At 38.5% G+C, this 17,664-nt stretch carries 19 protein-coding genes; 13 read left to right on the top strand and 6 right to left on the bottom strand.

Features of this window, described 5'->3' with window-relative positions:
- The 3 genes from U0M88_RS01725 to U0M88_RS01715 form a co-directional block, all read right to left on the bottom strand.
- Positions 1-443 (bottom strand): IS1595 family transposase (locus tag U0M88_RS01725; protein WP_331868707.1); only part of this gene is annotated, 443 nt, incomplete at its 3' end.
- Entirely contained in the window at positions 430-705 is a 276-nt protein-coding gene (locus U0M88_RS01720; protein ID WP_331868706.1) for a hypothetical protein, read from the bottom strand. The genes U0M88_RS01725 and U0M88_RS01720, both read right to left, overlap by 14 nt.
- A 30-nt stretch (positions 706-735) precedes the next feature.
- Positions 736-873 (bottom strand): hypothetical protein, encoded by a 138-nt coding sequence (locus tag U0M88_RS01715; protein ID WP_331868705.1) that lies wholly within the window; start codon positions 871-873, stop codon positions 736-738.
- Positions 874-1,278: 405 nt separating this feature from the next.
- Between U0M88_RS01715 and U0M88_RS01710 the strand changes: the two genes are divergently transcribed.
- The 6 genes from U0M88_RS01710 to U0M88_RS01685 all read left to right on the top strand — a co-directional run bounded on the left by U0M88_RS01710 (position 1,279) and on the right by U0M88_RS01685 (position 6,726).
- Positions 1,279-1,839: a hypothetical protein gene (locus U0M88_RS01710; protein ID WP_331868704.1), complete on the top strand. Its 561-nt coding sequence runs from the start codon at positions 1,279-1,281 to the stop codon at positions 1,837-1,839.
- Between the two features lie 438 nt (positions 1,840-2,277).
- The gene (locus U0M88_RS01705) at positions 2,278-3,417 is read left to right on the top strand and encodes a glucose-1-phosphate adenylyltransferase (protein WP_331868703.1); all 1,140 of its coding nucleotides are present in this window, start codon (positions 2,278-2,280) and stop codon (positions 3,415-3,417) included.
- Between the two features lie 6 nt (positions 3,418-3,423).
- Positions 3,424-4,539 (top strand): glucose-1-phosphate adenylyltransferase subunit GlgD, encoded by a 1,116-nt coding sequence (gene glgD / locus U0M88_RS01700; RefSeq protein WP_022789297.1) that lies wholly within the window; start codon positions 3,424-3,426, stop codon positions 4,537-4,539.
- Positions 4,539-5,984: a glycogen synthase GlgA gene (gene glgA, locus U0M88_RS01695; RefSeq protein ID WP_331868702.1), complete on the top strand. Its 1,446-nt coding sequence runs from the start codon at positions 4,539-4,541 to the stop codon at positions 5,982-5,984. The genes glgD and glgA overlap by 1 nt, the downstream gene beginning before the upstream one ends.
- Positions 5,981-6,391, top strand: a complete 411-nt coding sequence (locus U0M88_RS01690) for a DUF523 domain-containing protein (protein WP_331868701.1) — start codon at positions 5,981-5,983, stop codon at positions 6,389-6,391. Before glgA ends, U0M88_RS01690 begins: the two co-directional genes overlap by 4 nt.
- A 68-nt stretch (positions 6,392-6,459) precedes the next feature.
- Positions 6,460-6,726, top strand: a complete 267-nt coding sequence (locus U0M88_RS01685; protein ID WP_022789300.1) for a phosphocarrier protein HPr — start codon at positions 6,460-6,462, stop codon at positions 6,724-6,726.
- Positions 6,727-6,972: 246 nt separating this feature from the next.
- On the opposite strand, the gene U0M88_RS01680 is transcribed toward U0M88_RS01685, so the two are convergent.
- Positions 6,973-8,760 (bottom strand): IS1634 family transposase, encoded by a 1,788-nt coding sequence (locus U0M88_RS01680; protein WP_331868700.1) that lies wholly within the window; start codon positions 8,758-8,760, stop codon positions 6,973-6,975.
- Positions 8,761-9,031: 271 nt separating this feature from the next.
- Here U0M88_RS01680 and U0M88_RS01675 point away from each other — a divergent pair, with 271 nt between their 5' ends.
- The 6 genes from U0M88_RS01675 (at position 9,032) to U0M88_RS01650 (ending at position 14,047) form a co-directional block, all read left to right on the top strand.
- Positions 9,032-9,712, top strand: coding sequence for a 5-oxoproline transporter, DUF969 family subunit (locus U0M88_RS01675; protein ID WP_331868699.1), 681 nt, complete (start codon positions 9,032-9,034; stop codon positions 9,710-9,712).
- Positions 9,712-10,668 (top strand): DUF979 domain-containing protein, encoded by a 957-nt coding sequence (locus tag U0M88_RS01670; RefSeq protein WP_331868698.1) that lies wholly within the window; start codon positions 9,712-9,714, stop codon positions 10,666-10,668. Before U0M88_RS01675 ends, U0M88_RS01670 begins: the two co-directional genes overlap by 1 nt.
- A 12-nt stretch (positions 10,669-10,680) precedes the next feature.
- A complete protein-coding gene (pcp, locus tag U0M88_RS01665; protein ID WP_331868697.1) occupies positions 10,681-11,328 on the top strand; it encodes a pyroglutamyl-peptidase I in 648 nt (215 codons plus the stop codon).
- Positions 11,325-11,801, top strand: a complete 477-nt coding sequence (locus U0M88_RS01660; RefSeq protein WP_167698687.1) for a hypothetical protein — start codon at positions 11,325-11,327, stop codon at positions 11,799-11,801. Before pcp ends, U0M88_RS01660 begins: the two co-directional genes overlap by 4 nt.
- 1 nt (position 11,802) lies before the next feature.
- Positions 11,803-12,258 (top strand): gamma-glutamylcyclotransferase family protein, encoded by a 456-nt coding sequence (locus U0M88_RS01655; RefSeq protein WP_317396074.1) that lies wholly within the window; start codon positions 11,803-11,805, stop codon positions 12,256-12,258.
- Between the two features lie 88 nt (positions 12,259-12,346).
- Positions 12,347-14,047 (top strand): phospho-sugar mutase, encoded by a 1,701-nt coding sequence (locus U0M88_RS01650; RefSeq protein WP_442902227.1) that lies wholly within the window; start codon positions 12,347-12,349, stop codon positions 14,045-14,047.
- Between the two features lie 28 nt (positions 14,048-14,075).
- Here the strand turns inward: U0M88_RS01650 and U0M88_RS01645 are convergent, their stop codons facing one another.
- Together U0M88_RS01645 and U0M88_RS01640 are read right to left on the bottom strand one after the other, a co-directional pair.
- Entirely contained in the window at positions 14,076-15,239 is a 1,164-nt protein-coding gene (locus tag U0M88_RS01645; RefSeq protein WP_331868696.1) for an aminotransferase class I/II-fold pyridoxal phosphate-dependent enzyme, read from the bottom strand.
- A complete protein-coding gene (locus U0M88_RS01640; protein WP_205141925.1) occupies positions 15,236-15,730 on the bottom strand; it encodes an Lrp/AsnC family transcriptional regulator in 495 nt (164 codons plus the stop codon). The genes U0M88_RS01645 and U0M88_RS01640 overlap by 4 nt, the downstream gene beginning before the upstream one ends.
- A gap of 198 nt (positions 15,731-15,928) precedes the next feature.
- Between U0M88_RS01640 and gap the strand changes: the two genes are divergently transcribed.
- The gene (gene gap / locus U0M88_RS01635) at positions 15,929-16,942 is read left to right on the top strand and encodes a type I glyceraldehyde-3-phosphate dehydrogenase (protein WP_331868695.1); all 1,014 of its coding nucleotides are present in this window, start codon (positions 15,929-15,931) and stop codon (positions 16,940-16,942) included.
- Positions 16,943-17,664 lie beyond the last annotated feature (722 nt).

Genomic DNA, 17,664 nt, shown 5'->3' with positions numbered 1-17,664 from the left:
GCATTATATCGGTTGATGTATTTGCTGGACACTCCCCGGTAAAACCGATACTGCTCCTTGATCATGGAATGGAATGAATTGACATTGTTCAGATGATTGACTGCATCGTATTTACTGTAGGCATTCAAAACTTTGTTGGTGCATTTCTTTTCACAGAGGACCTTCGTATAACTTTGCAGTCCATCTGTCCAGACGTAGCTTTTATTGGCAACGGATTGACAAAAGTCTTCTACATTTTTTATAGAAGGTTTCGATACATTCAGCGAACGTGCAATACATTTTTCCAGGCATTGCACTGCTGTTATTATGCACACTTTCTCATCGGACAAACCGGCCCTGGAAGCACGGGTCCCCCGCTTCTTGCCGGGATGATCTTTGATAAAACGGCCTTTACGGCAATGTGTCACATACGTTTCATCCATTTCGATTTCATGATGTAGCACATATGGGACACTCCATATCTTCAATGAAATGAAGATATTTGTGACGCATACGAAAAGCAGTGGATTCATGTACATCAATTTTAGCAGCTGTATGAAGCAGCGAATTTCCATTCTGCGTTTCGATGATCAGATCGTTCCATTTTGACTGCGGTTGATGAGAATAGTAAGTCAACTGACCATGATCACATACAAAGCGTTTTTTACAGGAATTACATTTCAACATCTGTTTACCAGCCTTGGTTTTACCTGCTTTTACGAGCATGGGATGATGTGGAACACATTTAGGACAGTATTAGAAAAGAAAGTGATCCATCTGTTGATTGATTTCCAGATAATCACGGATCATTTGAGAAATACGATCTTTTTGATAAGCGCAAAGTTTTTCATCAATGGAAGGGACTAAAAAATCAGAACTAGTATTCATCAACATATAAGTACCTCGTTTCTCTGTACTTATAAAACACTGTTTAATCCAACATTATTTATGTCATATCAACAAATTGAAGGTTAAGCGAAAGATAATCATATATTATTTTGCTTAAATTACTATTTTGTAAATTGAGTCAAAACTTTTGAGAGGAAAGATTGTAATGCTATTTTAAACAACATTTGTAAATAGTTATTTAACCTACTATTTTAGTATAACATATATAATTTATAATTATAAGGGTTAAAAATAATTCAAAATAAATGTAAAATATAAATATAAAGTAGAAAACTAAGAAAGGGGTGGGAACATGTGGACTTTAAAATACTATAGAGTTAAATTAGTCAAAATAATGAAAAGGAGAAATTAACTATGTAAAAACTATTTAATCTATTATGTTCATTTATTATGATTGTCTCGTTTATTCTACCAACTTATGCTCAAGAGCAAAATAAATACTATAGCTTCGATAATATTTCTTCAAATTGGAATGAGTTGGACCCATATGTTAAAATTCAAAATAATTCTTTCTATCTTGATTTACCAGATAACGTTGAATTGTCCTCAGAGTTATACTCTGCCGTTACAAATCATTTATCATCAATTAATGAGGAAATTAAAGAAAATGATTTAACAATAGATGTGAAGACAAGAAGAGTTTATTTACCGAACCAGACTTTTTCAACTAGATCTTACGGGAAGAATGCCGTATATTTTCATTGGAATTATCTTGAAATATATTTAGATGCAGGTATGGTGCAGAGCATCACTACTACAGGAGTTGGGGCATTATGGGGATTGGCAGGTATTTACACACCTATATTAGCAGCACATCCTGTTATCACATTAAGCATTGGTGCTATTTTTAGTTTAGTTGCGAATGCAGTTGCATCTTCTGGTATCAAAGATGGTATCGTTTTACATCTAAATTTCTTGGGAGGAGGAGTTACATACATTGGAAGACAATAAAAACATACGAAGAGGATACTTATTTCTTGCTTTTTTTGGAATTCCTGTAGGAATTGGTTTTATTTTTCGAGGACTAAGCAATAGTCACATTGAACTGTCATGTATAGGAATATTCTTTATATTAGTTGGAATAATAGGCTATATAAAGAGGCATAAAACATCGCCTAAATAGAAAAAGACTATCTTCAAGAAGAATATAATAATAAAAATTTCTGTAAGGAAATGATTGGTATGAAGATAGTTTGAATGGACAAATTATGTTAAGTGGTCAAGAATCGTTTGCCGAATTGTAAGAACCTGGTAAAAAATCAGGTTCTTTTTGTTACATAGTCTTTACATTGAAAACGCATACATTTCGATGTAAAAACATTTAAATTTTACGAAAAAGTGATATACTTTTAATTAAGTAAGACGCTTATGTTATATAGGAGGATGAGTATGGAACAAAATAATATGCTCGCAATGATCTTAGCGGGTGGGCGTGGTACGCGTTTATTGGATCTGACAAAGAAAAACGCAAAGCCGGCCGTTTATTTCGGTGGTAAGTATCGAATCATCGATTTTCCTTTGAGCAACTGTGCGAATTCAGGAATCAAAGTCGTAGGTGTTTTGACACAGTATGAATCCGTCATGTTGAATGCCTATGCCGGAGCCGGACAACGTTGGGGTCTGGATACAAGAGGAAGTGGCGTTTATGTACTTCCACCACGTGAAAAAGATGGAACAAAATTTGATGTGTATCAGGGAACTGCAGATGCCATTACACAAAATATTGACTTTATCGATACATTTGATCCGGAACATGTTTTGATTCTTTCTGGTGACCATATTTATAAAATGGATTATGCGGATATGCTTTCTTTGCATAAGGAAAGTGGTGCTGCCTGTACGATTGCCGTACTTCCGGTTCCGATGAAAGAAGCAAGCCGTTTCGGCATCATGAATACGGATGAAGAAGGTCGTATCGTTGAATTTGAAGAAAAACCGGAACATCCAAAATCAAACCTTGCCAGTATGGGTATCTACATCTTTAACTGGAAGGATCTGCGTAAAGAATTGATTGCCGATATGAATGTAGAAGGAAGTCATCATGACTTTGGTAAAGACATTATTCCTTCTTTCTTAAATCAGGGTAAAAAGCTGCAGGCTTATAAATTTGAAGGTTACTGGAAGGATGTAGGAACGATTGATTCTCTGTGGGAAGCCAATATGGATCTGCTTACAAAATCCAATGAGTTGAATTTGGATGATCCGGAATGGAAGATTTATACAGAAGATATTCCGACACTTCCACATTATGTATCTCCAACAGGTTCTGTTAAGAACTGTTATATCAATCAGGGAGCCATCATTAAAGGAAATGTAGAAGGCTCTGTCCTGTTCCACAATGTAACCGTGGATAAAGATGCCGTTGTCGAACAGGCTGTTTTGATGCCGGGCGTAAGTGTTGGTGAAGGTGCCAAAGTCTATCGTGCTATTGTGGCGGATGGTGTTAAGATCGACCCGGGTGCTGTTGTGGGATCACCAGACAGTGAAGAGATCGCGTTGATTTCCAAACGCGTAAAGAAAGGGGAGTAACCGACGATGTGTAATGCTTTAGGTATCGTGACTTACAATGACCCGAATGTGTATGTAAGAGGTCTTCAAAAATATCGCCCAATTGCGGCATTTAACTTTATTGGACGTTATCGTCTGGTGGATTTTCCATTATCAAACATGGCAAATTCTGGTATCCATGATATCAAGGTTTTTGTCAATGGAAATCCTCGTTCCTTGATTGATCATATTGGCAGTGGACGTCAGTATAATATCAACTCCAAACATGGAAAGATCGAGCTGATTCCATTGTATCGGGAAGATGGTTCTGTGAAATATGTATCGGATGTACAAAGCTATTATGATCAGTTGTATTCTATCGAACAAAACAACAATGACTATGTGATCATTGCACCGGTCAATATGATTTACATGGCAAACTATGCCGATTTATTAGATCAGCATATGGAAAGTGGAGCAGAAATCACCATGTTGTATCAGAATGTGGACAATGCCAAAGATCATTACATCAACTGTGATGTGATTCAGATGAATCGTCAAAAAGGTGTGTTGAGCATTGAAAGCAACTTAGGAAATTATAAAAATCGTCAGTTATCTTTACAGACTTATATCATGTCTAAAGAAATCTTTGTTTCGCTTGTAAAAGAGGCAACAAAGGTCAGCAGTATGTACTGGTTTAAGGATATTGTCAATGATCATTGTAAAGATATGGATATCCGTGGGGTAAACTTCCGTGGTGGCGTTTACTGCATCAATGATCTGAAATCTTATTTTGACAGTAATATGGCAATCTTGGATGAAGCTAATATGCGTGAATTCTCCAATCCAAAATGGCCGGCTTATACAAGAACCAACGACAGTGCACCGGCTATCTATTTGAACGGTGGAAGTGCGGTAGGCTCTTTTGTATCCAACAGTTGTGAAGTACATGGTCAGATTGTCAATTCGATCGTAGGCCGTGCCTGCAAGATCGGTAAAAATGCCGTTGTGGAAAATTGCTTGATCATGCCGGGTGTAACGATTGGAGATAATGCGGTATTAAAGAATGTGATCGTGGATAAATACGCCAAGATCGTGAAGAAAAAAGATTTAGCAGGTACAGAAGAAGAACCTTTGTACATCGGAAGAAGGGAGAATATCTAATGGCATCATTTTTAATGGTTGCAGGTGAAGGGCTTCCCTTTATTAAAACCGGTGGACTTGCGGATGTAATCGGTTCTTTACCGGCTGCTTTGACACAACAGGGGCATGAAGTGAAAGTTGTTATGCCTTTATATCGTAAGATTGCGGAAAAATACATGGATGAATTGTATTTTGACTGTGAGTTTTCCGTTTCCATCGCGTATCATGAAGTACCGGTACGTGTCTATTCCAAGATGGAAGGGGATGTATGCTTCTTCTTCATTCAACATCAGGGATACTTTGAAAGAGATACGTTGTATGGCTATGACGATGATGGAGAACGTTTTGCGTATTTCCAAAAAGCTGTGATTGAAATGTTGAATCAACTGAATTACTGGCCAAATATCATTCATTGTCATGACTGGCATACCGGAATGATTCCTTGTATGGTCAAAGAAACGCATGATAATGATGCGCGTTATCGCAGTATTCGATTCGTTTATACGATTCATAATTTGGCTTATCAGGGAAACTTTGGTCCGGAAATGCTGGATAGTTGTTTAGGGCTTCCTTATTATCTGCTGGAGAATGGAAATGTTCGCTTTGATGGTGGAATTTCCTTTATGAAGTCCGGAATCTTATATGCGGATAAGGTGACAACTGTTTCTCCAACATATGCACAGGAGATTTTGACACCACAGTATGGGGAACACTTAGAAGCCATTTTGAATATGCGTAAATACGATCTGTGGGGTATCGTAAACGGAATTGATATCAATTTATGGAATCCAAAAACGGATCCGGAGATCCCGTATCACTTTGATAAGGTCAATATTGAGAAACAGAAAAAACAAAACAAACTGGCTTTACAGAAAGAGCTGGGCTTAAAAGAAGATGAAAACGTCATGTTGGTAGGATGTGTCAGTCGATTGACATGGCAAAAAGGCTTCTATTTGATGATGGAGCAGTTGGATGCCTTATGTTCGGCACCGATTCAGTTAGTCATCTTAGGTAGTGGTGAAAGCCAGATCGAAAACAAATTCAGAGATCTGGAAAACGGAAACAAAGGAAAGATTTGTTTCTACTATGGATACAACGAAAGCTTAGCACATCGTATCTATGCCGCCAGCGATCTGTTCTTAATGCCATCGTTATTTGAACCATGTGGTATTTCACAGCTTTGCTCTATGCGCTATGGCACATTGCCGCTAGTTCGTGAAACCGGCGGGTTAAAAGATACGGTCAATCCATATAACGAATACGATAAGAGCGGAAACGGATTCAGCTTTGAGCATTATGATTCCAATGAATTGATGAACACGTTATATTATGCAATCGATGTTTATTACAACCGTAAAGAAGATTGGAAGATCTTACAGACTAATGCGTTGAATACGGATGTAAGCTGGGCCAACAGTGCCAAAACATATTCGCTGTTATATGATGAATTGATGGCTAATTCATGAGAGTTGCCGTCAGTGCATGTCTGGTCGGTCAAAAGTGTCGTTATGACGGAAACCACTGCAAAAGGGATATACTCGATACGTTCTTGAAAGAACATGAAATGATACCGGTATGTCCGGAATGCTTAGCCGGCTTTTCCATTCCACGAGAACCAATTGAAATTTTGGATGGCAAAGTGATTACTAAATCCGGAAAAGATGTAACGTCATCTTTAGAAAAGGGTGTAGAAAAAGCGTTATCCATCTTAAAAGAAAACAAAATAGAGATCGTGATCTTAAAAAGTCGTTCGCCGAGTTGTGGTGTCGGCTTTACATATGATGGAACCTTTAGTGGTCGTCTGATCCAACAGGATGGAAAGTTTGTCAGGGCACTGAAAGAGAATGATTTCTTCATTATTCAAGTTGACTGAAATTGTATTGATTTATTGAGGGAAATGGACTAAAATATTTTTAGATTTACTTTAGGAGGATATTTATAATGAAACAAGTTACTGTAACTGTAGTTGATCCAGTAGGATTACATGCTCGTCCTGCCACTGTGGCTGTAAACGCTGCCAGCAAATTCAAAAGTGAAATCAACGTGGCTTTCAAAGGACGTGAAGTAAACATGAAATCAATCATGGGTGTTATGTCTTTAGGAATCCCAACACAGTCTGAAATCACAATCAGCTGCTCTGGTGAAGACGAAGAAGAAGCAATTGCTGCTATCGAAGAAGTACTTCGCGCACAGAAAATCATTGCTTAATTATAAAAAAGCCGAAAGGCTTTTTTTTGCCCTTTCGTAGAAATTTTAATTGAATTGATAATCTTTACATTTATACAAAATTCAATATGTGTACATAACCTGAAATATTATGAAAAATGCATTATGAATTGAAAATATTTTTCAGGGAGGTATAATAAAACTCAAGTTTTGAACAAAAATGCCAAAAGTCCTCTGTTTATGCGGCTTTTGGCATTTTCTCTGTGTAGTGATATTTTACGTATTTTGTCAATATTTTAAATTTCTTCGGATTTCTTCTTTTCTCTTATATTTAGACTTTGTATCGATATCAAATATTTTCCCACAGTGTTCCAATATTGGGTTAGTATAAGTCATTCGATAAATGTTGGAATGGATATGGATGCACTGATACTGTTTGAGCGATTCGATGATTTGTCCTGCAGGATATTGGTTTTCTAATTTTTGTTCTAATAAACGTAATAATGTGATGGCTGTAAAACATGTTGTGAAATGAGATTCAATATGTTCATTCGTTGTCACATGAATAGGCCTTGTATCCAATTCGGATTTCGTGATACGGAAAGTTTCTTCAATCTTTGCCAATCCTTTATAAATGTTTCGAATCTCTATATCCGATAAATTAAGTTCACTCGTTACAATAGAGTAATATCCATCATATTTCGCTTCTTCTTCAATTTTTTCTATATCGAGTTCCAAGTGAACATCCATCACTTCACCTGTTTCCTTATCAAATGCGATATTTTTGACATACCCACTGGCCCCTTTAGCTGACACTTTGTCGTATTTTTTAGGATGTTCAATTAAGTCTTTCGCTCTCTGTACAGCTCTGTTTCTTTCCAGTGCTTGTTTATCCGCATATTTTTGTGAAAAGTAAACCATTTGTTTTTGATCAACTGTAATTCTCGTTTTTCTTGGATGATCGGTATCCTTATCTACATTGACATAAATCGTCTTCGGATAAATTCTAGACTTATGTTTGAAAGTAATCGTTTGATCTCTATCTTGAATTGTATCTACTTGATAGCCTTTGGGATCTATACACCATTCTTTGAATGTCTTGTCCGCTCCACGAATCGTTTGTCCATATACATAACCATCTCTTGGATTGTTTTCTTTTTTATTGTTTCCGTTCAAATAGAAGATATTATCCGATGTATTGAGACCACGATCGGCTACTACTATGGTGCGCTGGAAACCAAATCGATGTTTCGTTCTGTTGATAATGGGCAACATATTTACTTTTTCAGATTCATTCCCGGCAAATAAACCATAGGAAAGAGGGATGCCTAGTTTATCAATTAAAAGACCCATCTCAACAATAGGATCTCTTCTATGATTTTTCTCGGGACCATATTTACGGTATCGTTTCTTTAAAACGTTTCCGTTCGTATCTAAATCATCTATATCTGGTTTTGAAATATCATAATAATAATTTGTACAGTCAAAATATGTGGTGTGGATATCTCGATGATAGAGGGGAGCCGAATGATCATATAACCAAACCTGAAAGTCGGCATCATATTTTGTGTAATAATCAAGAGCCCGATATACATCATCTAAGGTAAAACCATCAAATGTTTCAAATAAAACCTCTTTATGTTCATACGTATACTTTTTAGAACCTGGATGAAGAATGCGCATAAAGACAAGCATTTCAAAAATCTTTTCCAGATTTAGGTTTGTCTTTTCTTTTTTAGATACAGACTTCCAAAATTTATCAATTTCCAATTCTTTATAAATTCGTTTGATAAAGACATACCCTAAATTTTTAAGCTGTACTTCACCAGATTCCAAAGATTCTTTCATATCTAAGGGAACAGAAACGCTGGTGTCCTGCTTTTTTTCCTCGTTCATTTTTTGAACTACATTTCTAAAATGAGCGATCGGATCCTCATAAAGATGTGAATAAGTGTCTGCAAATCCAAGAGATTGAATAATACGATCTTTAGGCTTACGAGTGACAGGATCTCGATATTTTTCACAGATGGAAAGAGAAGCACGACCTTTAGCGTTTCGATTTATTTTAAGATACATGATAGATCACCACAGATATTATAGCGCAAAAAGCTACAAAAGGCTACATAAAAAAGATTGACAAAACAAAAAGAAAAGAATCCGCATAAACAAAGGGGATTCTGAACTTAATGTCTGTTATTTTAGTTTTTCATTTTCAAAACTCAGGTGTACATAACCTGAAATATTATGAAAAATGTATTATGAATTGAAAATATTTTTCAGGGAGGTATAATAAAACTATATTTTGTGGAAATCTTCGCAGAGTGAATAATAAGGAGGGAGAAACTTTATGGAGATTTTGAAATTGCTCGGAATCTTGATCGTAGTAGTTGGTTTTATCTTAAAGCTAGACTCCATACTGATCATTATGGTTGCGGCCATCGTGACAGCACTTGTTTCTGGCATTGATGTTGTTACATTCTTACAGACACTGGGATCCAGTTTTGTATCCAATCGAAGCATGTGTACATTTATCATCGTGCTTGTCTTGACAGGAACTTTGGAACGAAATGGTCTGAAACAGGCAGCGGCCGATTTAATGACAAAATTTAAAAACGCATCGGCTGGTCTGATCATCGGTATATATGGTATCATTCGTCTGATTTTTGGAGCATTTAATATCAGTGTTGGTGGTGCTGCCAGTTTTATTCGCCCAATCGTAATGCCAATGGCGCAAGCTATCGTGGAAAAAGACGGACATCCGATTGCGGAAGAATACTTGGAACAATTAAAAGGAATGTCGTCTGCCATGGATAATGTGGCATGGTTCTTTGGTCAGGTATTGTTTGTAGGTACAAGTGGTATGTTGTTAGTGCAATCTACATTGGCAGATTTGGGCTATCAGGTTGAATTGATCGATTTGGCCAGTGTTCAGATTCCGGTGGCCTTGATCGCAACGGCATGCGCTATCGTTTACTATTTCTTGAAAGACAAGAAACTGGCTAAGAAATATGCAGGAGGTGCTAAATAATGACAAATCCTATTGAATATTTCATGAGTGCCGAAATTACCATGTCGGATAAACTTTTGGAGATCATGTACTTTGTGATCGGTTTGATTGCTATTTACGTGGCTATTCGAAATTTGAAGGATAAAACGAATGATAAGCGGTATGGTACGTTTGCTTTCTGGTTTTTACTAGGCTTAATGTTTGTGATTGGAAAATGGATTCCACCAATGTACACGGGAATCTTGATGTTCTTGATGGTTTTAAGTCCAATCTTAAAACAAGTGAAAGCTGGTTCTGAACCAAGTCCTACGGTAGAGGAAATGACAAGAAACTATAAGAAGATTGGTTTCAAAGTCTTTATTCCTGCCGTATCTATTGGTGCTTTTGCCTTAATTGCTGCATTGTTTACGAAGATTTCTCCATTGTTTGGTATGGGTGTCGGCGTTGTAGTCGGTATCATCTTATTGATGATCTTCTCAAAAGACAACAAACCTTCTGTTTTCTTGAATGACGGGCGAAGAATGTTGGATATCGTTGGACCTCTAAGTATGTTGCCGACCTTATTAGCTGCCTTAGGTGCTGTCTTTACGACTGCCGGTGTCGGTGATGTAATTTCTAATATTGTATCGAATATCATTCCGGAAGGTAATATTGCGATCGGTATCATTGTATATGCTGTAGGTATGGCTTTATTTACTATGGTTATGGGAAATGCGTTTGCGGCCATCACCGTTATGACAGTGGGAATCGGCGCACCGTTTGTATTGGCACATGGTGCAGATCCGGTTATCATTGGATCGTTGGCATTGACTTGTGGATACTGCGGAACATTGTGTACACCGATGGCGGCCAACTTTAATATCGTTCCAGTCGCGGTACTGGAGATGAAGGATGACTACGGGGTTATTAAAAACCAGGTTGTCATTGCCGGAATCATGCTTGTTGTTCAGATTATTATGATGATCGTATTATCATAAGGAGTAAAAGTGATGAAAAAGATTTTGATTACAGGTTTTGATCCATTTGGTGGTGAAAGTATCAATCCGGCTTTTGAAGCGGTTAAACTTTTGCCGGATGCAATTGCAGGGGCACAGGTGATCAAATTGGAAGTGCCGACCGTATTTGGTAAGGGGCCACAAAAAACGATCGATGCGATCGAAGAATATAAACCGGATTATGTCCTTTGTATTGGACAGGCTGGCGGTCGTTCCCAATTAACACCGGAATTTGTCGGTATCAACTATGTGCAGGCGCGTATTCCGGATAATGAAGGAAATCAGCCGATGAACCAACCTTTGGTTGAAGGTGCTCCCCAGGCTTACTTTGCGACAATACCGGTTCATGCGATGGTAGAAAAGATCAAGGCCAATGGCATTCCGGCTTCTGTTTCTTATACAGCCGGTACGTATGTATGTAACGCAATGTTGTATTGTGTCATGCATGCCCTTTATACAAAATATCCGAATGTTAAGGGTGGATTCATGCATGTGCCATTTGCGACAGAGCAAACAGTCAATCAGCCGGCCGGTACACCGGGCATGAATTTAAAAGATATTGCCAAAGGAATTCAGGCAGCTGTAGAAGCTATTCTGGAAAATGAAGAAGATATCCAGATCGTAGGAGGAGAAACTCATTGATCTTTGAGCCGGTAACATTGGAAAAAGACTGCTGGATCAGTGGTATAGAAAAGAAGACAAGTCCAGATACATTATATGAAGACTTACCCGTACTTTCCAAAGAATTTGCGAAAATCAAGCCATCGATAAAAAATCCGATCCGACCGCTAACAACTTGTGTTGCGACCGGAAAGACGAAAATCTTTATGGGTGATTTTGTGGAACGAAAGGATTCTAACTTTGCATCGTTGTCGATAAAAAAAGGACAGCTTTTGGTCAAGGTCAAAGTTCCTTTTCGCTTCCAGGCATTTCTGCCGGCCAAAGTAGCCGGTATTCGTAAGGAATTCTATCAGCACTGGTTGCCGGATAGTGGCTATGTTTCGTCGCAATGGCAGGATTTGGAGGTCTATCATTATCGACGTCGTTATTTTCGAAAGTCTCGTAAAATGGTCATGGAACTTTGGTTTTTATTAGAAAATAAGAAGGAAGATTGAATTGAAAGAACAAGAATTTTTAAAGCTTGCTTATGCAGCCTACGGAAGCAACCTGCATCTAAAACAGATGGAAGTGCGTTGTCCTACTGCAGAATGCATAGGAAAGGGATATCTTGAAGATTATCAGCTGGTCTTTGGAAAACGCGGTTTTCTGGATGTAGTACCTTGTCCGGGAGAGAAAGTTCAGGTCGGTTTATTCAAGGTGACAGATACCGATCTTCAGGCCTTAGATGAATATGAAGAATATCCGGAGTTATATGATCGTATTACCGTTTCTATCCAAACCGAATCAAAGGAGAAGATACAGGCTTTTGTCTATAAGATGAATCCTTATGATACGATGGAAAAACCGACAGATGCTTACTGGACTACGATCAATGAAGGGTATGATAATTTCTCTTTTGATAAAAAGGATCTGGAAGATGCTTTATCGAAAATCGATGAAGAGGTCAAATGACCTCTTTTTCATTATATAGATATGAAAACGATTTCATTTTATAGAAAAAATGATATAATAAATCTAGATTTTAGGAGGATTATTGTTTATGTCTATTGTTGAAGAAAGATATGAAAAATGGGTCAGCCACCCTAATTTGGATCCACGTTATAAAGACGAGTTGAATAATATGGATGCCCAGGAAAAAAATGATGCCTTTTATACGCTGATTGAATTTGGGACAGCCGGCATGCGTGGTTTATTAGGACCTGGAACGAATCGTATCAACATTCACACGATCCGCAAAGCAACACAGGGATATGCCAATTACATCAAAAAAGCCGGTGAAGCTGCCTGTAAAGCCGGTATAGCCATTGGGTATGATAACCGTCACATGTCAAAAGAATTTGCCTTTGACTGTGCTGATTTACTGGCCAAGAATAATATCGCATCCTACGTGTTTGAATCTCTTCGTCCGACACCGGAATTAAGTTTTGCGGTGCGCCATCTTCATTGTTTTGGCGGTATCATGATTACGGCCAGCCACAATCCAAAGGAATATAACGGATATAAGCTTTATGACGATAAAGGATGTCAGTTAGTTCCGGCTTTGGCAGGTCAGGTCATTGATGAGGTTAATGCGATTGAAGATGAATTAGCCATCGATGCCAATTGTACAGAGGAACAAAAGAAGCTGGTTACCGTTATTGGTAAAGAAGTGGATGAAGAATACTATAAAAATGTATTAAGCATTCAATTGAATCCGGATGTGAAAAAAGATATCAAAATCGTGTTCTCTCCAGAGCATGGTACAGCGAATATTCCTGTACAGGAAGTATATAAACGTGCGGGTTATACATGCATTCCGGTCGTGGAACAATGTACCCCGGATCCGGATTTCTCAAATACGCCAACACCAAATCCGGAACAGCCGGGTGCGTATGAACTGGCTTTAAAATATGCCAGAGAAAACGATGCTGATGTGATTCTGGTTTGTGATCCGGATGCCGATCGTATGGGTGTTGGGGTAAAACACAATGGAGACTATGTTGTCTTAACCGGAAACCAGTCTGGTTCGGTTGAAATCGAATATATTTGTTCGCAGTTAAAAGAAAAAGGCTTGATGCCGGAAAATCCGGTGATGTTCAATACCGTTGTCACAAGTGATCTTGGAGAAAAGGTTGCGGCGGATTATGGTGTAGAAACCGAAAAGACATTGACTGGATTTAAGTTCATCGGTGAAAAAGTGGCCAAGTATGAAGTGACACATGAAAAGAATTATGTGTTTGGCTATGAAGAATCGTATGGTTCTCTGATCAAACCATTTGTTCGTGATAAAGATGCACCGCAGGCTTGTTTGATGTTGGCGGAAGCAGCCAGCTTCTATAAGCAGCAGGGTAAAGATCTGGTAGATGTACTGGACAGCTTGTATGAACGTCACGGAACGTATGAAGAAAGTCAGGTTGCCTTGACATTGTCAGGGGAAGCCGGTGCCAATCGTATCAAAGAAATTCTTGCGGATTTAAGAAAAGAGGCGCCAACTGAAATCAATGGTTCAAAGGTAGTACGCAGTGAGGACTATAAAGAATGTACGATCAGGGAAGGTGACATGGTAACAGAATTGACCGGATTTACAAAATCGGATGTTTTGAAATATTATCTGGAAGATGGAAGCTGGATTGCCGTACGTCCAAGTGGTACAGAACCTAAGTGCAAATTCTATTATTGTATCAAAGGAAATTCCAAAGAGGATGCACATGAAAAAACAGTGGCCTACCAGCAGGCTATGAAGGAACTGACAAACAGCTAATGAAAAAGGATCGCAGATTGCGGTCCTTTTACTTTGTCAGATTGTTTAAGAAACGTTCGATTCGATCACAGGCTTCTTTGATATGATCGATACTGTAGGCATAGGAGATACGAATAAATCCTTCTCCATGCTTGCCAAACGCATTGCCGGGAACGCAGGCGACTTTTTCCTGATCCAGCAGTTTTTCACAGAATTCATCGCTGGTCAATCCCGTTTTCTGAATGTTCGGGAAGACATAGAATGTGCCATGAGGCATATTGGTTTTTAACCCCATCCGATTGAGCCGATTGACCAAAAGATTTCTTCGATTCATATAATCTTTTTTCATGGTCAATACATCTTCCAGGCCGTGCTGTAATGCTTCAATGGCTGCATATTGAGCCTGGGTAGGAGCAGACATGATCACATATTGATGGATCTTGGTCATCGCATCACTGACTTCGGCATTGGATAACACATAACCAAGTCGCCAGCCTGTCATCGCAAAAGCTTTTGAAAAGCCATTGATGACAAGGATCTGATCTTTTACTTCATCAAATTGTGCCAACGAAGCAAATTCCTGATCAAAGCTCAGCTCGGCATAAATTTCATCGCTGATGACATAAATGCCGCTTTCTTTTATGATCGGAACGATCTTTTCATAATCCTCTTTGGTCATGACACCGCCGGTTGGATTGCTGGGATAGTTGATGATCATGGCTTTTGTTTTATCCGTGATAGCTTGTTGCAAAACATCCGGCATCAATTTAAATTCATGTTCTTCCTTTAATTCAATGGGAACAGGAATTCCGCCGGCCAGTTCAATCGTAGGTGCATAGGCAACATAGTTAGGATCCAGAACGATGACTTCATCTCCGGGAGTGACCAAAGCACGCATGGCCAGATCGATGGCTTCGCTGCCACCAACGGTCACAAGTGTTTCCTTTTCAGGATCATAGTTTTGATGATAACGAACTTTATGGAATTCACAGATCGCCTGGCGCAGCTCAAGAAGTCCGCGGTTGGCAGTATAATGTGTTTTTCCGGTGGACATGGAGTGTATGGCATTTTCACAGATATGCCATGGCGTATCAAAATCCGGTTCGCCAACACCCAGGGAAATGACACCCTGCATGGTGTTAGCTAAATCAAAGAATTTACGGATTCCGCTGGGTTTTAATTTTTCGACAACGGGATTGATTGGCTTTCTCATGGGGTAACCACCAGCCTAGGTTCGGATGTCTCCGGTTCATCCTGCATTAACAGACCGCTTTGTTTATATTGTTTTAGGACAAATAGTGTTTTGGTCGAAAGTACATTTTCCACACAGGCAATTTTATCGGAAACAAATCGGGCGACCTCAAACATGGTTTTTCCGCAGACTAAACATAGAAAATCACAGTCACCACTTAATAAATACATGGTTTCGACTTCTGGATATTTGGCAATCAACAACGCTGTTTTATCATAACCCTGATTGCGCTGCGGTGTACAGTTGACTTCGATGTAAGCCATGACTTTTTGATCACGTAATGCTTTATTATAATTAATGACTGTATGATATCCGCAAATGATCTTTTCGTTTTCCAGTTTTTGAATTTCCGCTTCCACAGCCTCTTTGTCCTCATTTAAAATATCGGCAAGATCCTGACTGGTCAGTCGGGCATTGTTTTCCAGCAAATCTAAAATGGCTGGCTGATTCATAAGCATTCCTCCTTAGTTATAAACCTTATTTTAACACAGAATGATAAGGTTGTCTTTCATGAATTGAAAGGGGTTGAAACAAAAAGAAAACGGTATGAAAAATGTGGTAAAATGATGGGAATTGACAGGTGCATACATTGACAAAAAGGGGTTTTGTTTCTATAATGATGTTGTTAATTTAAAGGAGGATTTACTGATATGACAGTAAAAGTTGCAATCAACGGTTTTGGACGTATCGGACGTTTAGCATTCCGTCAGATGTTCGGTGCCGAAGGGTACGATATTGTTGCTATCAACGACTTAACTAGCCCTAAAATGTTAGCTCATCTATTGAAATATGACTCTACTCAGGGTACATATGAAAAAGCTGACACTGTAAGTGCTGGTGAAAACTCTATCACTGTTGATGGAAAAGAAATCACAATTTATGCAGAAGCAGATGCTTCTAAATTGCCTTGGGGTGACCTGGGTGTAGATGTTGTTTTGGAATGTACAGGATTCTATACTTCTAAAGCAAAAGCAGAAGCTCATATCAAAGCAGGAGCTCGTAAAGTTGTTATCTCTGCTCCAGCTGGAAATGACCTTCCAACAATCGTTTACAACGTAAACCATGAAACTTTGAAACCAGAAGACACAGTTATTTCTGCTGCAAGCTGTACAACAAACTGCTTGGCACCAATGGCTGCTGCTTTGAACAACTTGGCACCAATCGAATCAGGAATCATGACTACAGTTCATGCTTACACTGGTGACCAGATGACTTTGGATGGTCCTCAGCGTAAAGGTGACTTACGTCGTAGCCGTGCTGCTGCCGTAAACATCGTTCCTAACTCTACAGGTGCTGCCAAAGCTATCGGTTTGGTAATCCCTGAATTGAACGGAAAACTAATCGGTTCTGCTCAGCGTGTTCCTACTCCTACAGGATCTACTACAATCTTAGTAGCTGTTGTTAAAGGAAAAGTTACAGTTGACGAAATCAATGCTGCTATGAAAGCCGCTGCTACTGAATCTTTCGGATACACTGAAGAACAATTAGTATCTAGCGACATCATCGGTATGCGTTACGGATCATTGTTTGATGCTACTCAGACTATGGCTCATGAAATGGAAAACGGAGATACTCAGGTACAGGTTGTATCTTGGTATGACAACGAAAACTCTTACACAAGCCAGATGGTTCGTACTATCAAATACTTCTCTGAATTAGGATAAGATTTGAATTTGTCGTAAAGAGATTCCTTCGGGAATCTCTTTTTTTATGAAACAATAAAAAGCAGGATAATGACATAAGTTAAATATGCATTTCCTGCTTTTTGATCATCTTCTAGATTGTTTGTAAGAGTTCCTGGATCTTTTTTACGGGTTTTTGTAAGACTTTTGAAACTTCCTCAATAGACATCGATTTTGATAAAGTCTGAATTACTTGTTTTTACCCCTCTTGCAAGCCTTCTTTACGGTCTTCCTCTTTTGCCCATTTGATTCGCGCATTTTCCATTCGGATCGCAACTGTTCAAATTCTTCATTGAGCTGATCGATCCATTCCGGGCTCATTTACTTGATAACCTTGTCTGCTATGGCGATCCCTTCTTCCTGCTTGATTACTTCTTTGATTATAGACTGTTTCCTTCGTCTTCATAATATTTCAGTAAGAAACTCCACTTTTCAAGTAAACTCATTTTTTTAGAATCCATCAAGGAAACTTTGGGAAGCTGAACAAAGATCAGCTACATATAGATTTCACATACTAGTGATAATAGCCTCACTGTTAGATACAAAAAAATCAGGAAAATTATTAAAAAGATTTCAATTTTTTATAAAAATTTTCGCTATACCCACAGTTTGGTGATTTAGCCATAATTCAGCATTAAAAAGAAACCTCAAATAAAGCATCTGTTGCAATCTGCCGGATAAAAAAGTAATGAATAGAGTACTTC

Source organism: Faecalicoccus sp., from assembly GCF_036552745.1.
Classification (GTDB): Bacteria; Bacillota_I; Bacilli_A; order Erysipelotrichales; family Erysipelotrichaceae; genus Faecalicoccus.
The sequence above is the reverse complement of the archived record's forward strand: the minus strand, read 5'-3'. Positions and strand labels throughout refer to the sequence as shown.

Bases quoted from the DNA above. Each gene is read 5' to 3' on its own strand.
- glgA (WP_331868702.1), top strand. From the start codon at position 4,539: ATGGCATCATTTTTAATGGTTGCAGGTGAAGGGCTTCCCTTTATTAAA.
- U0M88_RS01720 (WP_331868706.1), bottom strand. From the start codon at position 705: ATGCTCGTAAAAGCAGGTAAAACCAAGGCTGGTAAACAGATGTTGAAA.
- U0M88_RS01680 (WP_331868700.1), bottom strand. From the start codon at position 8,760: ATGTATCTTAAAATAAATCGAAACGCTAAAGGTCGTGCTTCTCTTTCC.
- pcp (WP_331868697.1), top strand. From the start codon at position 10,681: ATGAAAAAGATTTTGATTACAGGTTTTGATCCATTTGGTGGTGAAAGT.
- U0M88_RS01640 (WP_205141925.1), bottom strand. From the start codon at position 15,730: ATGAATCAGCCAGCCATTTTAGATTTGCTGGAAAACAATGCCCGACTG.
- U0M88_RS01715 (WP_331868705.1), bottom strand. From the start codon at position 873: ATGTTGATGAATACTAGTTCTGATTTTTTAGTCCCTTCCATTGATGAA.
- U0M88_RS01670 (WP_331868698.1), top strand. From the start codon at position 9,712: ATGACAAATCCTATTGAATATTTCATGAGTGCCGAAATTACCATGTCG.
- U0M88_RS01710 (WP_331868704.1), top strand. From the start codon at position 1,279: ATGATTGTCTCGTTTATTCTACCAACTTATGCTCAAGAGCAAAATAAA.
- U0M88_RS01650 (WP_442902227.1), top strand. From the start codon at position 12,347: ATGTCTATTGTTGAAGAAAGATATGAAAAATGGGTCAGCCACCCTAAT.
- glgD (WP_022789297.1), top strand. From the start codon at position 3,424: ATGTGTAATGCTTTAGGTATCGTGACTTACAATGACCCGAATGTGTAT.
- U0M88_RS01645 (WP_331868696.1), bottom strand. From the start codon at position 15,239: ATGAGAAAGCCAATCAATCCCGTTGTCGAAAAATTAAAACCCAGCGGA.
- U0M88_RS01675 (WP_331868699.1), top strand. From the start codon at position 9,032: ATGGAGATTTTGAAATTGCTCGGAATCTTGATCGTAGTAGTTGGTTTT.
- U0M88_RS01685 (WP_022789300.1), top strand. From the start codon at position 6,460: ATGAAACAAGTTACTGTAACTGTAGTTGATCCAGTAGGATTACATGCT.
- U0M88_RS01705 (WP_331868703.1), top strand. From the start codon at position 2,278: ATGGAACAAAATAATATGCTCGCAATGATCTTAGCGGGTGGGCGTGGT.
- U0M88_RS01690 (WP_331868701.1), top strand. From the start codon at position 5,981: ATGAGAGTTGCCGTCAGTGCATGTCTGGTCGGTCAAAAGTGTCGTTAT.
- gap (WP_331868695.1), top strand. From the start codon at position 15,929: ATGACAGTAAAAGTTGCAATCAACGGTTTTGGACGTATCGGACGTTTA.